We start from the raw sequence: 14,525 nt of genomic DNA, 5'->3' as shown, positions 1-14,525 counted from the left end.
GCCAGTTTTTATTTCGCTAAAGATGCAGGAGCGTTAAACTGCACCTGTTGATGTTAGGTTCTCCAACTGAAACGGCGCCACACATCTTTTTTTTGGCAATCAAAAAACACCGCAAAATGTGCGGTGTTTTTCTATCCGATAATCACTCTCTCCTTCGGATAATGATAATTCGCTTCAATTTCCTTTCTGCCGATCAGATACAGGAACGTCAGGATACCGATTCGCCCGATAAACATGACAATCATAATGACGCATTTTCCAACGTTGCTTAAATCAGCAGTAATTCCAAGTGAAAGACCGGTTGTACCGAATGCCGAGCACACTTCAAACAACAGCTCCGGCAGAGAATGCTTTTCTGTGATGATCAGGATAAGTGTTGCGCCAAAAACGAGCAGAATCGCCATCATCGTGACAACAAGCGATTTCATCAGATCAGCAGGATGCAACTCCCGTTTGAAGACCTTTACGGACTTATTGCCGCGGGCAAAATGAAACAGCGCTAAAAGGTTCAAGGCAAAAGTCGTTGTCCGTATGCCTCCCCCGACTGAGCTTGGCGACGCTCCGATAAACATCAGCGCGCAAATAAAAAATATGGTAGCATCTGATAATTGGCTGATATCAATCGTTGCCAGCCCCCCGCTTCGGGTAGCCGTCGATTGAAACAGAGACAGAAACAAAATGTCATGCCATGACTTTCCCGCAAATGCGTGGTTTGCTTCCAAGACATAAATGCCGATGGCCCCAAATAAGACCAGTGAGCCGAACGTAATGGTCGTGATTTTCGTAAAAAGTGTAAATGGGTACCTCCGATGCTTTGAAAACAAGAAATCCTTTACTTCGACAAGCACAGGAAATCCAATTGCGCCAAATACAATTAAAAGCATTGTAATAAACTGCACAAAATAATCGTGGCGAAATGGAATCATGGATCTGCCGGTTATATCAAATCCGCCATTTGTGGTTGCACTGATACTCGCAAAAAATCCGTGTAAATAAGCTTCCTGATAGGAATCATAGTAGGTTAAAAAATAGGTGCCGAGTATGAGCCCGCCAAAAAATTCAATCCACAAGATCAGAAAAAGAACCTGCTTCATGAGATTGACAATCCCCGAAAATTGGGATTGGTTTTGGTCAACCATAATCAATTTCCGTTCTTTCAGCCCGATTCGTTTTCCCATGATCAGCCAAATGAACGTTCCGAGCGTCATAATCCCGATTCCGCCAAATTGCAGGACAAATGCCAATATAAAAATGCCTATAGTGCTGAATGTATCAGCTGTATCAACTACAGTCAGCCCCGTCACGCTGACTGAACTGACAGCCGTAAACAGCGCATCTATAAACGTCCATTCTGCCCCCGGTTTATGGGCCGCCGGCAAACTCAGCAATATAACGGCCACCGTAACCGCAAGAAAATAATATAATGCGATCAGCTGGGCTGGTGATAGTGCCTGTATCAATTTTCCAAGCTTAAATTTCATGTAAAATCCTTCTGCCTCTCTTTTTAAGTACGGTAATTATTCTAAAGATATTAGATTCATTTTTAAAGGCTTTTACGAACATTTTCTTAACTTGCTTATTTTTTTATTATTTTAGTCAATGGATAAAAGAAAAAACCTCTGAGGATTCTCTCAGAGGGACAATGTGTTTGTATTATTTAGCTTCCAATCGTCTGATTCGCTCATCTAAATCAGGGTGTGTAGAGAAAAGCGAAGAGCGCTTTTTGCCATTAATCTTTAATGTTTGGACAGCTGTCTGATCGTCTTCTATAATGCGTGAAGAGTAGCTCTTAAGCGTCCGAAGCGCATGAATCATTTTATCCTTGCCGGCAAGATCCGCTCCCCCTCTGTCAGCATGGAATTCACGATGGCGTGAGTACGCAAACACAACCAGGCTGCCGAGTATGGAAAAGACAATCTGAAAGACGATCATTGCAATAAAATGAACGATCGGCGCAAGATCTTCCTTGACAAAACGGCTTGCAATCCATGCTGCGATACGGGATAAAAAGACGACAAAGGTATTGACGATACCTTGTAAAAGCGTCATCGTTACCATATCACCGTTAGCGATATGCGCGACCTCGTGGGCAAGCACACCTTCAACCGCGGCATCATCCATTTGCTCCAGCAGCCCTGACGACACGGCCACAAGAGAACGGCGTTTTGACGGTCCAGTCGCAAACGCGTTCACTTCAGGCGACCGGTAAATGCCGACCTCCGGCATTTTCGTTAAACCGGCAGAACGGCTTAATCGATGAACACGATCAACCAATTGCTGTTCCTCATAGCTGAGCGTGTGCTTGTTCGGATTCAGCACTCTGACGCCCATCATCGTCTTGGCCATCCATCTGGACATCGCAAGAGACGTAAAGGAACCGACAAAACCAACGACTAAACTGAACACAAGGAGCGCTATTAGATCAATACCGCCATCAGCTGTAAAGTACGTTCCGACTCCGGTAACAGAGCTTAAAACAGACAAAACGATCCCAATAGTTGTAAGCACCAAAATATTCGTTAAGATAAACAGAAAAATTCTCTTCGCCATAACAACCTCCGTTATTTTAAGTTCAAAAGAACCCGTATATCTAAATTATAAAACATCCGTTTGAAAATGCAAGGAATTCGACGTATGATGTTAATGTAATTGCTGACGCTTCAATTTTGAACTCATACATAGAGCTATATCCGCGTCAAATTGTTTTAAAGAGGTGAACAATGAACACTTTTAAACTCAATCGAACCGATATGGTGCGGCTGCTCTATTCCCTAAAAGGACAAGGAGAAATAAGCCCGCTCGACATTCTCGTCCAATCTGCGAACATGTCAGCAGAAAAAGCAGCCAATCATCTTGAAATTCCTGAATTTCTTACAAGATACGAACGAAAAAAACAGAAAAAAGAATACGGTCTCTCTACAAACGAAATTGTAGAGCTTGGCAACTTATGCGAGCTGACTTCGTTAAAGTCAACCGCGATCCAAAACTGGGTAAAGCGTGATATCAAGGATCTGATCGGACATCCTGAGCTGGGTAAAAAATACTCAGTTGAACAGGCAGTTATTCTTTTAATTGTACGTGATTTAAAATCCATTTATGACTTTGAACACATTAGGGCGATTTTAAAAGTGGCCTTTAACACGATCTCAGACAGATCAGACGATGTCATCAGCCCGCTTGCTTATTATGAAAGCTGTGCATGTGTGCTAGATGCCGTTCATCATCAAGAAGAGCCTTCTATGAAAGAATCAAATCTGCAGGAGATCGTCGAACAGGAGGCAGAGCGTCTCCGCCGCCGATTTAAAGAACTGAATGACAGCCAATGGCTAAAAATCAGACAGATTATCGCCATTACAGTCCTCTCCATTTTGACGTTCCATATTCAGGCAACCGCACATAAAATGACAGCGGATATTTTATAATCTGCGTCACCCCGGCCCCGAGCCGGGGTTTTCTTTATTCTCCAAACAATTGCCAGCATAAATAAACCCCGTACATTTCAAACTAATTACGCGTTAAGAATTTCTTTATAGAAAAAGGAGATGAAAAAGATGGCGAGCAGAAATAAACTCGTTGTTCCAGGGGTGGAGCAGGCACTAGACCAATTTAAACTCGAAGTGGCTCAAGAATTCGGTGTGAACCTTGGTTCTGATACAGTTGCACGCGCTAACGGCTCTGTAGGCGGAGAAATGACAAAGCGGCTGGTACAGCAAGCACAATCACAATTAAATGGCACAACTAAATAAATTCAGGTCTTTATTCGCCGGGGTCACTCGGCGAATCTTCAGTTTGGGCTGAATGATTATCACTGCTGTAGCCGTTTGGATTACGGCGGTCAGAAGCGTTATCCCCGCTTGACGAAGAACGATTCTTTCCTTGTTCACCGTTATTCCAGTCCCTGTGATATTGGCTTTGATTCTTTTCAGCGCTATTGTCCTCATTTCCTTTATCTTGAGGATCTTGTATTGGGGTTTGCTCATGGTCCCCATCTTTTTCGTTATTTTTGTTTTCATCTGATTCCTTTACATTTTTATCTTTGTCACGATCTTCAGTCTGGGCATCCGTTGTATCTTCTTTTTTGTCTCCGGAATCTGCATCATCCATCTGTTCATTGTCATCTTGCTTGCTGTCCTGGCCGTCAGTTTGATCGATGTTTTCATCCTCACTTCCGGCACCCTTTTGATCCTCTTCCCCGGATGGTTTGCCGGAGTCATCTTTTGACTCTTTATTGTCAGTTTTTTCATTTGATTTGATGTAGCTGCCTGTTGAAACGCCTTCCTTCTTCGCTTTTTCTCTCGTTTGCATATCTGACTCGAGAGATTCCATACGATATGTCGTCTTATATTTTTCCCTTACATCATTTAGCTGTTTTTTCACAGCTTTCTTATATGTATTGTCTTCCGTATTTTCATAAACAGTGGAAATCAATATTTCTTTCGATTTCTCCACATATCCGTGCTCATTGCAGTCGGTTATAATATCGTCAATCACCTTTTTAAAATCCGTCTTCTCCCAATCATCAATATCATTCACGACCTTCTTTCCCTCATCGTTTAGAGGCGTCAGTTCAATGACTTCGTAATCGCTGTTTAACGCCATTTCGAAGCTCGGGTTGATATCGATTGTCATATACGCATAGGCCTTGTTATTAGAAAAAACGGGGAGAACTATAAAAATAAAAAGCATAATAGCAGTCATCGTAAAAATCCCCATTTTGAAAGGGCGCAGTTTTAAAAAATCAAAAAAGCTGGCCCTTCTGCCCATGCGTGATTCACTCGGAAGCATGATTTCTTCTCCGATATCATAGCTGCGGCGATCATTTTTGGCTTTTAAAAATTGTCCGTCAGGGGTCAGCAACGTGACGAATTTTCTATTTTTCTCTACTATAATCCCTCTTCTCATGAGTGCAGCACCCCTTTAAGATAATCTTTTAAATAAATATAATCACCCGTAATGATAATACACATCGCAATAATATATTTTCTGTTTCTCTCAATCGTTTTTCGGCTTACAGATACAAGCTGTTCGAGCTGTTTTACCGGAAGCTGCTTCTTTGTATACAGGATAGCGGCCAACTCTTCATGTTCAACAAGGGTCATTGCCACCTTTATGGCGTTTTGCCTTGCGTCCGCATGCTTCGGAGAATTTTCAAGCAGCTCTTTAAACGATAAACCATAATCTTTGAGCTGCCTTTGAAAATAGAGAATTTCCTCCCGCCTCTGCTCCTGTTCAACCTGACGGCGGTATTCATCAATGGAAAGCTCGGCTTCAATCAGGCTTTGCGATGACTCCTGATCGTCTCCTTCCTGTAAATCGATATTTATATTTTGTGCGCTTCTGGCTTCTTTTCTGATGTAATCAATGACTTTTCTTTTTATAATAAGCTCAGCAAAAGCGAGCAGAGAATTGCCTTTTTCAGGTGAGTATTTTTCAATAGCTTCATTAAATGCGATCAGCCCGATGCTGAACTCATCGTCTTTTTCATCTATATATCGTTTACAAACGGATGAAACCGTCTTTGCGATAAATGGCTTATATTGCTGTATTAATTCATTTTGCAGATCTTTATTGCCTTTTTGTATACTTTCAACAGATTTTTCAAGCGTTTGCTTCTTTTTTCCCAATTTAAACAAAAGGCTAAGCACTGGTTTCACCTCAGTTCCTCCCTATAACTACTCATTAATGATAGCTAATTTGATAGGGATTCGCAAAGGAGAAAAAGAAATATTGATTTCCAATGTCTCAATTATGACAAACCATTCCGACGTACTATACATGTTTTCGTGCCTTTCTAGAGAATTAAGGGGGTTTTATACGTGTTTTTTGTAACAATGCTGTTATAAAAATGTTATTTTATTTCGTCCATGAAAACGTTTTAAACATGAAAAGACCCTGCTATTAAGCAGAGTCTTTTAGATTACGCCTGTTCCCGGCTGCTGTTTTTTTGTTCGTTTTGTGCGTCCTCCGGCTGTTTTTTTGCCCCTGACATGAACCAGCCGCAAATCGCGATTGCCGCTAAGACACCCCAGAATATCAGCTTCCATGTTCCAGAATGGATAAAGTGCTCCGAAACAACCGCTATGTCATGATGGGCAAGTGTATATAAAGCAAGCTTCACTCCGACCCAGCCGACAATGACGAAGGCTGCTGTTTCTAGGCTTGGACGTTCCTTTAATAACTTAACAAACATTGAAGCCGCAAACCGCATGATCACCAGTCCGATGATACCTCCGGCCAAAATGACGATAAATTGTCCTCCGTCAAGACCGCCGATCTTCGGAAGCGGCGTTGCCGGAAGCGTAACCGCCAGTGCCACTGCTGCTAAAATGGAATCAACCGCAAACGCGATATCTGCCAATTCAACTTTTAAAACAGTCGGCCAAAAACCGCTTTGTTTCGTCTCTTTATGTGTGTCTTCCTTCTTAAATACATATCTTTTCAATAGGTGGCTTGCTGAAATATACAGCAAGTAGATTGCGCCAATCGCTTGAACCTGCCAAACGTTGACCAAAAAAGAAATTGCGAATAGAGAACCAAAACGCAGAACAAAAGCCCCTGCCAACCCATAAAATAACGCCTTTTTTCTTTTTTCCTCCGGCAAATGTTTTACCATTACCGCCATGACTAAGGCGTTATCGGCAGCTAAAATCCCTTCCAGCCCGATCAAGACGAGAAGAACCCAACCATACTCTAATAATAATGCTGCATCCATAAATGATACCCTCCCAAAAAAGTTGTTTTCTTTCTCTTCATCCGATCTTATGCCGGCCGGACCATGCAAAAAAGACCTTTGCCGACATAAGGCAAAGGTCTTGCTAGACATGAATTCAGGCATGCCAACAAAGCCGATGGATATGGCAATCCATGAAATGACGACTTTGTTTCCGGAAACAAATCCGGACGCTACTCCCCTTTGGGATTTCAAGAAATATGATATTATACGTCAATGATATGCGCAGCGCGATTATTTGTCAACGTTTATTTTTTAAAAATACAGAAAAATGTCCGGAGTTCGTGCGTTTTTTCCTCTTTTTCACCAGTAAGTAAAACACGAACAGCGCCAAAATCGCTATCCCGATTGGAAGCATGTATTGATCGAGAATAGAGCCGACTTCCTTCCAGTTTTCACCGAGCTTCACACCTAGATAAACATATACGAATGTAATCGGCAGCATGGCGATAAACGTATAAAGCGAAAACACCCAAACGTTCATTTTTGCAATTCCGCACGGTATGGAAATCAACGTCCGGATGCCTGGCAAGAATCGGCCGCTGAAGGCAACAAATCCCCCATGCTTTCTGAAAAATTCATCCGACTTATCGAGCGCTTCAGGCTTAATAAAGAGGTACTTCCCGAAACGTTCAAGAAACGGCCTCCCTCCGTATCGGCCTATCCAATACAGCGTAAGCGGACCTGCCACTCCCCCAAGCGATCCCGCCATAACAGCGCCAAAAAGCGTCATATCTCCTTTTGATACCCAATACCCCGCAAGCGGCAGGACGATTTCAGCAGGGATAAACTCAATACAAAGCGCTAGAAAGATACCAAAATAAGATAAGCTTTTAAACGCTTCTATCCATGACATTACCAGCTCTTCGATAGCCATCACTTCCCCTTTTCCCTATTTATGTATAATGCTTTTTGTTATTTCGGCAAACGTCAACATGATTTTAACACATTTTTCACGGTCAGCTGAACTAAAAATAAATCTTGCCGGATTTCTAAGGCCTTAAAGGCTGAAACTCTGCGATTAAGCAACCGATAATAAAATGAGTCAACAAGACTGGAACTCACGACACGGGGGGAATCTCCATTTGGAAATACAAGTTACGTATAATACGACACTCATCTGTTTATCTATTCTTATTGCCTGTGCCGCATCGTACATTTCTCTTGAACTGTCAAGGAAAGTCACGATCAATACGGGTTTAAAAAGCAAGATTTGGCTGATAGGCGGCTCACTCATTATGGGATTCGGTATTTGGTCCATGCATTTTGTAGGGATGATGGCCGTCCATATGGAGATGCCGATGCAATATGAATTCATGCCTTTAATTGCATCCATTGGAGCAGCTGTTTCCGGATCTTTTGTGTCATTATATTTTGTCAGCCGGCACATTCTTACATATTACAGACTGCTTACGGGATCAGTTGTGCTTGGCGCATCTATAGCATCTATGCACTATCTCGGAATGTCTGCCATTTCCCGGGTAATGATTATGTACGATCCGTTTCTATTTACACTATCCATTATCATTGCGATTGCGTCATCTTTCGTCTCGTTAAAAATATTCTTTGACTTAGCCTTGAAAAAACATTCCGATCATCTTATGTTCTATAAAGTCATCAGTTCGATTGTAATGGGTATAGGGATTTCAGGCATGCACTATACAGGTATGCTTGCGGCTTCTTTCCAGATGGACATGGCGCCGCCCGGGGGCCATATGGAGGTCCATACGTTTCACTGGTCTTTTTTTGTTACTTTAATCATTTTCTGTATACAAACGCTATTATTATTCAGTTCCCATGCTGATCGAAAGTTTATTAAACAGAGTGAACGTATCAAGGATAACGAACAGCGGTTTCAATCTTTGATCGTCCACAATATTGACGCGATCTTTATTTTGTCATTAGAAGGAGAGATTATATCATCCAACCGTGCCGGTGAGGATATGATCAGAGACTTCGGCTTTAGCATGCATGATTGGAGAAACTATACATCACAGAAGATTCAGCGCCTTTTTGAGCAAGTCAAAAAAGATAAACAAGCCATTAACAGCGATAGTGATCTTATCACTGAGAAAGGCCAATTTCACTTAAATATTACGCTCATACCTGTTGAGGTCAATCAAGAGCTGGACAGCATCTATGTCATTTGCAAGGACATGACAAAACAGTATAGAGCAGAAAAAGAAATCCATAGAATGGCTCATTACGACTCACTTACAGATTTACCCAACAGGCGGCATGCCATTTCTCACTTAACAGAGGTGATGAATCGCGAACATACCTTAAACTTTAGCACCGTTGTATTCTTTCTGGACTTAAATCGATTTAAAGTGATTAACGATGCATTAGGACATAATGTCGGCGATCAGCTGCTTCAGCTGACGGCGAAACGTTTGTCCTCTGTTGTCCCTGAAAATGGATTTATCGCCCGTCTTGGCGGTGATGAATTTATTATCATATTAACGGACGCTAATACAGGAACCGGTGAAGCCGATGTTTTAGCAAGAAAAATTATCCAAAAATTCAAACAACCCTTCAACATTCAGGATCACACACTTGTCACATCTGTCAGTATCGGGATTGCGATATCACCGAAAGACGGGACGGATGGTCTTGAATTAATGAAAAAGGCTGATATGGCAATGTATGCCGCTAAAGAACGAAACAAAAGCAAATACAGATACTATTCTTTTTCAATCGGCAACAAAGAAACCGTCAAGCTTAACCAAGAGATGATACTTAGAGAAGCAATCGAAAACGATAGATTTGTTCTGCATTATCAGCCGCAATTCAGTGCGAAAAGCCAAAAAATGACAGGATCAGAAGCGCTGATACGCCTTGTCAAACCCGACGGGCAATTGTGTCCGCCCGGAGAATTCATCGGTGTTGCTGAAGAAACGGGTCTCATTATTGATATCGGAAAGTGGATTATAGATGAAGCATGCAAGCAGGCAAGAGCTTGGTATGACAAAGGGTATAACCTTTCTGTCGCCATTAATATTTCCGCCAGGCAGTTTCAATCCGAAGATCTGATTCCCCTGATCAAGGATGCGCTTGATAAATATCAGCTTCCTCCGCAGCTTCTTGAGGTGGAAGTGACAGAAAGCATGACAATGGACAATCTCGATCACTCCAAGAAGGTTTTGACGTCTTTAACAGAGTTAGGAATCAGAATCAGTATAGACGATTTCGGAACGGGTCACAGCTCGCTTAGCTATTTGAAGGACTTTCCGATTCACAGACTAAAAATCGACAAATCGTTTATCGACGATATTCAGACCCACCCGAAATCAGAGCAAATAACCGGTGCCATTATTGCCATGGGCCATCAGCTGTCTTTGCAGGTGATCGCTGAAGGTGTGGAAAATTCAGCTCAAAAACAGCTTCTATACGAAAAGGGCTGTGACCATTTACAGGGCTTCTTTTTCAGCAGGCCGATACCGCCTGAACAACTCGAACAATTAATTCTCGAACAGCCGCCGCATTAAACAGCGCGGCTGTTTTTTTACCCATAAGTTACTACACATGAATCGAACTCCTCCACTTCACACTAAAGAAAAAAAGGGGTTTATCGATATGCATACAATGTGGAAGGGATCGATCAGTTTCGGATTAGTAAACATCCCCATCAAGCTATATGCGGCCACAGAAGATAAAGACATTAAGCTGCGCAGCCTTCATAAAGAGGACCACGCGCCAATCAAATACGAAAAAATTTGCACAAATTGCGAAAAAACACTCGGTCCTGATGAAATTGTGAAGGGATATGAATATGTAAAAGGTAAATATGTGGTGCTGACGGACGATGATTTAAAAAGTTTAAAGCAGGAGCATGAAGAGAAAGCGGTGGAAATTGTTGATTTTGTTCAGCTTCAGGACATCGACCCGATTTATTTTAACCGCTCCTACTTTGTCGGACCCGGAGATAACGGCACGAAAGCTTATACTTTGCTGCGTGAGGCGCTGCGCTCAACCGGAAAGATCGGCATCGCCAATATGACAATCAGATCAAAGCAGCAGCTAGCCATTCTCCGCGTTTATGAAAATTGTATTGTGATGGAGTCTATCCATTATCCGGATGAGGTCAGAAGCGCCGCTCATGTCCCGGGCGTGCCTGATCAATCGAATGTAAACGATAAGGAACTGCAAACCGCTATCACATTAATAGATGAGCTGACTGCTGAGTTTGAACCTGAAAAATATGAGGACACGTACCGGCAGGCGCTGCTGCAAAGAGTCAACGACAAGCTTGAAAATAAAGAAACAGCCGTCACTCCTGATAAAGCGCCTCCTCGTGAAGACGTCATTGACCTGGTCAGTGCCCTGCAAGCCAGCATCGACCGAACCAGAAGGCCGAACCGTGAAACCCCGGCAGCCGCACCAGCACAAGCCGCTGAACCGAAAGGAGCCGGGGACAAAAAACGAAAAACGACGAGAAAAAAAGCCTCCGGCACGTCATAGCCCATGGCGTTTACCATGCAGCCCGTCCTTACTTCGTCACCGCCAAAAGGAGCAGACTGGCGTTATGAAGTAAAATATGACGGGTACCGCTGTGTTCTCCGTATCCATTCAGCGGGTGTGACTTTAACTAGCAGAAATGGTTTGGAGCTTAACAGCACCTTCCCTGAAATCACGCAATTCGCCAAGTCAGCCTTTCAGCATATGGAAAAGGATCTTCCGCTGACGCTCGATGGGGAAATCGTATGTTTGGTGAATCCTTGCCGTGCAGATTTTGAACACCTTCAAGTGCGGGGGCGTTTGAAAAAACCGGACAAGATTCAGGAATCGGCAAACGCGCGTCCGTGCTGCTTTCTCGCCTTTGATCTTTTAGAGCGAAGCGGAGTGGATGTATCGTCTCTTTCGTATCTGGAACGGAAACAATCGCTGTACGATTTCATGTCTGCTGCAAAGCTTCCTGCGTCTCCAGACCCTTACGCTAGGGAAACCATTCAGTATATCCCCTGCTATGATCATTTTGATTCCCTTTGGGAGATGGTCACAAAATATGACGGAGAAGGAATTGTAGCAAAGAAAACAACCAGCAAATGGCTTAAAAAGAAGCGGTCGCCCGATTGGCTCAAATATAAAAATTTTAAACATGCTTATGTTTGTATAACAGGATTCAACCCCAACAATGGATTTTTGACAGTGTCTGTGTTAAAAAACGGTGTTATGACACCGATTGCCTCTGTCTCGCACGGAATGCGCGATGAGGAAAAAAGCGCTATACGCGAAATTATGGAACAGCACGGATATCAAACACCTTCAGGCGAATTTACGCTTGAACCATCAATTTGTGCAACCGTTCAATACTTAACGATTCTCCAAGGCACATTAAGAGAGGTATCATTTGTCGGTTTCGAGTTCCATATGGACTGGACCGAATGCACATATGCGCAAGTCATGCGCCGCTCAAAACCAGTCCATCCGAAGCTGCAATTCACAAGCCTGGATAAAATCATATTTGAAAAGAATAAAAAAACAAAAGAAGATTTTATTCAGTACGTGATTGAAGCCAGTGACTACTTGTTCCCATTTCTGAATAACCGTGCTGTCACCGTCATCCGCTATCCGCATGGATCAGGGAGCGAATCGTTTTTCCAAAAAAATAAGCCGGACTATGCGCCGGATTTTGTTCAATCTTTCTGTGATGGAAGCCATGAACATATTATCTGCGAAGATATGTCTACACTATTATGGCTTGCCAATCAGCTTTCTTTGGAGTTTCATGTTCCTTTTCAAACCATTAAAAGCAGACGCCCGGCTGAGATTGTCATTGATTTGGACCCGCCTTCCCGAGATGATTTTCTCATGGCCGTGCAGGCCGCAAATGAACTGAAGCGGCTGTTTGACTCTTTTGGCATCACGTCATATCCGAAGCTGTCCGGCAACAAGGGCATCCAGCTTTATATTCCCTTGTCCCCTGAGGCATTTACGTATGAAGAAACACGCCAATTTACACAGCTGATCGCAGAATACTGCACCAATGCATTTCCAGAGCTCTTTACCACAGAACGTTTGATTAAAAACAGGCACGGCAAGTTGTATCTCGATTATTTGCAGCATGCAGAAGGAAAAACGATTATCTGCCCCTATTCAACAAGAGGAAACGAGCTTGGCACTGTCGCAGCACCGCTCTATTGGCACGAGGTACAATCATCCTTAACACCCGCTATGTTTACGATCGATACCGTAATCGACCGGATTAAGAAGCAGGGCTGCCCTTTTTTTGATTTTTACCGCAACCCGCAAGACGAACCTCTTAGCGCCATTTTACATCAATTAAAGAAAAAGAGCTGACTATTAAAGTCAGCTCTCAGGCTGTCGAGAAAATCTCGACAGCCTTTATTTTTCCTTAAAATATCCATTCTCCTGTAATAAAATAAAAGAAAGACTAAAAAGGACGGTGTCTTTCTTATGTTCCACACAAGAAATTCTTCTCAAAACACAGCCGAATTTGTTCTGCTTGACCAACTGGTCGAAGAGGATCATCTGCTTCGAAAAATTGATAAATACATAGACTTCTCTTTTATCATTGAAAAGGTTAAGCCTTACTACAGCGAAAACAAAGGCCGCCCCTCACTTGATCCACTAATTTTATTCAAAATGATGTTTATCGGCTACCTCTACGGTATCCGTTCAGAAAGGCAGCTCGAAAAAGAAATTTACTACAATATGGCGTACAGATGGTTTTTGGGACTGAATATCAATGACCCAGTTCCGCACCACTCGACCATCAGCTGGAACAGACGCACACGCTTTAAAGATACAACCATCTTCCAAGACATTTTTGATGAGATCGTTCTTCAGGCCATCAATCATGACATGGTGGGCGGACGTGTCCTATTCACTGATTCCACTCATCTGAAAGCCAATGCCAACAAGCATAAATACACAAGAAAAACAATAGCGCAGGATACACAAAACTATATCAAGGATTTAAATGAAGCCATACAAGAGGATCGGGAGGAACACGGAAAAAAGCCATTAACAGCCAAAGAGGAGGTGAAAGCTGAAAAAGAGATCCGCCACAGTACAACCGATCCGGAAAGTGGCTATCTGTATCGCGAAAACAAACCAGAAGGTTTTTTCTATTTAGATCACCGCACAACAGATATGAAATACAACATTATCACCGATGCCTATGTCACACCCGGAAATGTCCATGATTCTGTGCCCTATCTTGACCGATTGGATCACCAAATCGCACGATTTGGTTTTCAAGTAGAAGCCGTCGCCCTTGATTCTGGTTATTTAACGACTCCCATCTGTAAAGGATTAGCTGACCGCCATATTTTTGGCGTTATTGCCCATAGACGATATCACCCTACCAGAGGCTTGTTTCCAAAATGGAAGTTTCATTATGACAGTGAGAAAGACAGTTACATTTGCCCGAACCAGCAAACACTTACATACTCAACAACTGACCGAAAAGGCTACCGGTCATATAAATCAAATCCTGAAATATGTTCCTCATGCCGGCTGCTTGGGAACTGTACAAAATCAAAGAATCGGCAGAAAGTGATTACTCGGCATGTATGGGAAGATCATAAAGAAAAGGTCAGACAAAATCGCTTGTCTGTTTCAGGAAAAAACCTCTACAAAAAAAGAAAAGAAAAAATAGAGCGAAGCTTTGCAGATTCAAAACAGCTGCACGGGCTTCGCTATTGCAGGTTGAGGGGGAAACGAAATGTGAGTGAACAAGTTCTTCTCACAGCCGCATGCCAGAACATGAAGAAGATTGCCACATACCTAGCCAAGCAAGGCTAGGCATGTGGGAGCGCTTTTTCTGCAT

At 42.8% G+C, this 14,525-nt stretch carries 12 protein-coding genes; 6 read left to right on the top strand and 6 right to left on the bottom strand.

Annotated features, from left to right (window positions below):
- Positions 1–131: 131 nt before the first annotated feature.
- Positions 132–1,481: a Ktr system potassium transporter KtrD gene (gene ktrD / locus EFK13_RS07535; protein ID WP_129505906.1), complete on the bottom strand. Its 1,350-nt coding sequence runs from the start codon at positions 1,479–1,481 to the stop codon at positions 132–134.
- 172 nt (positions 1,482–1,653) lie between these two features.
- The gene (gene htpX, locus EFK13_RS07530; RefSeq protein WP_129505907.1) at positions 1,654–2,550 is read right to left on the bottom strand and encodes a protease HtpX; all 897 of its coding nucleotides are present in this window, start codon (positions 2,548–2,550) and stop codon (positions 1,654–1,656) included.
- Positions 2,551–2,720: 170 nt separating this feature from the next.
- On the opposite strand from htpX, the gene htpK reads away from it, so the two are divergent.
- A complete protein-coding gene (gene htpK, locus EFK13_RS07525; RefSeq protein ID WP_129505908.1) occupies positions 2,721–3,422 on the top strand; it encodes a transcriptional regulator HtpK in 702 nt (233 codons plus the stop codon).
- 129 nt (positions 3,423–3,551) lie between these two features.
- Entirely contained in the window at positions 3,552–3,746 is a 195-nt protein-coding gene (gene sspD, locus EFK13_RS07520) for an acid-soluble spore protein SspD (protein ID WP_003218568.1), read from the top strand.
- Between the two features lie 10 nt (positions 3,747–3,756).
- Here sspD and EFK13_RS07515 read toward each other — a convergent pair whose 3' ends face one another.
- The 4 genes from EFK13_RS07515 to EFK13_RS07500 all read right to left on the bottom strand — a co-directional run bounded on the left by EFK13_RS07515 (position 3,757) and on the right by EFK13_RS07500 (position 7,607).
- Complete coding sequence (locus EFK13_RS07515) at positions 3,757–4,902, bottom strand: anti-sigma-I factor RsgI family protein (protein WP_129505909.1); 1,146 nt, start codon at positions 4,900–4,902, stop codon at positions 3,757–3,759.
- Entirely contained in the window at positions 4,899–5,654 is a 756-nt protein-coding gene (gene sigI, locus EFK13_RS07510) for an RNA polymerase sigma factor SigI (RefSeq protein WP_129505910.1), read from the bottom strand. Before sigI ends, EFK13_RS07515 begins: the two co-directional genes overlap by 4 nt.
- A gap of 263 nt (positions 5,655–5,917) precedes the next feature.
- Entirely contained in the window at positions 5,918–6,712 is a 795-nt protein-coding gene (locus EFK13_RS07505; RefSeq protein ID WP_407062074.1) for a TerC family protein, read from the bottom strand.
- A 259-nt stretch (positions 6,713–6,971) separates the two neighbouring features.
- Positions 6,972–7,607: a DedA family protein gene (locus EFK13_RS07500; RefSeq protein WP_129505912.1), complete on the bottom strand. Its 636-nt coding sequence runs from the start codon at positions 7,605–7,607 to the stop codon at positions 6,972–6,974.
- A 208-nt stretch (positions 7,608–7,815) separates the two neighbouring features.
- Here EFK13_RS07500 and EFK13_RS07495 point away from each other — a divergent pair, with 208 nt between their 5' ends.
- The 4 genes from EFK13_RS07495 to EFK13_RS07480 all read left to right on the top strand — a co-directional run bounded on the left by EFK13_RS07495 (position 7,816) and on the right by EFK13_RS07480 (position 14,500).
- Entirely contained in the window at positions 7,816–10,218 is a 2,403-nt protein-coding gene (locus EFK13_RS07495; RefSeq protein WP_129505913.1) for an EAL domain-containing protein, read from the top strand.
- 88 nt (positions 10,219–10,306) lie between these two features.
- Complete coding sequence (ku, locus tag EFK13_RS07490) at positions 10,307–11,191, top strand: non-homologous end joining protein Ku (protein WP_455577874.1); 885 nt, start codon at positions 10,307–10,309, stop codon at positions 11,189–11,191.
- A 3-nt stretch (positions 11,192–11,194) separates the two neighbouring features.
- Positions 11,195–13,030, top strand: coding sequence for a DNA ligase D (locus tag EFK13_RS07485; protein WP_129505915.1), 1,836 nt, complete (start codon positions 11,195–11,197; stop codon positions 13,028–13,030).
- Positions 13,031–13,147: 117 nt separating this feature from the next.
- Positions 13,148–14,500, top strand: a complete 1,353-nt coding sequence (locus EFK13_RS07480) for an IS1182 family transposase (RefSeq protein ID WP_129508246.1) — start codon at positions 13,148–13,150, stop codon at positions 14,498–14,500.
- Positions 14,501–14,525 lie beyond the last annotated feature (25 nt).

Source organism: Bacillus cabrialesii (assembly GCF_004124315.2).
Classification (GTDB): Bacteria; Bacillota; Bacilli; order Bacillales; family Bacillaceae; genus Bacillus; species Bacillus cabrialesii.
The sequence above is the reverse complement of the archived record's forward strand: the minus strand, read 5'-3'. Positions and strand labels throughout refer to the sequence as shown.

What these genes read in the sequence shown, in the direction of transcription:
- ktrD (WP_129505906.1), bottom strand. Translation starts at nt 1,481, where the DNA reads ATGAAATTTAAGCTTGGAAAATTGATACAGGCACTATCACCAGCCCAG.
- htpX (WP_129505907.1), bottom strand. Translation starts at nt 2,550, where the DNA reads ATGGCGAAGAGAATTTTTCTGTTTATCTTAACGAATATTTTGGTGCTT.
- htpK (WP_129505908.1), top strand. Translation starts at nt 2,721, where the DNA reads ATGAACACTTTTAAACTCAATCGAACCGATATGGTGCGGCTGCTCTAT.
- sspD (WP_003218568.1), top strand. Translation starts at nt 3,552, where the DNA reads ATGGCGAGCAGAAATAAACTCGTTGTTCCAGGGGTGGAGCAGGCACTA.
- EFK13_RS07515 (WP_129505909.1), bottom strand. Translation starts at nt 4,902, where the DNA reads ATGAGAAGAGGGATTATAGTAGAGAAAAATAGAAAATTCGTCACGTTG.
- EFK13_RS07505 (WP_407062074.1), bottom strand. Translation starts at nt 6,712, where the DNA reads ATGGATGCAGCATTATTATTAGAGTATGGTTGGGTTCTTCTCGTCTTG.
- EFK13_RS07500 (WP_129505912.1), bottom strand. Translation starts at nt 7,607, where the DNA reads ATGGCTATCGAAGAGCTGGTAATGTCATGGATAGAAGCGTTTAAAAGC.
- ku (WP_455577874.1), top strand. Translation starts at nt 10,307, where the DNA reads ATGCATACAATGTGGAAGGGATCGATCAGTTTCGGATTAGTAAACATC.
- EFK13_RS07485 (WP_129505915.1), top strand. Translation starts at nt 11,195, where the DNA reads ATGGCGTTTACCATGCAGCCCGTCCTTACTTCGTCACCGCCAAAAGGA.
- EFK13_RS07480 (WP_129508246.1), top strand. Translation starts at nt 13,148, where the DNA reads ATGTTCCACACAAGAAATTCTTCTCAAAACACAGCCGAATTTGTTCTG.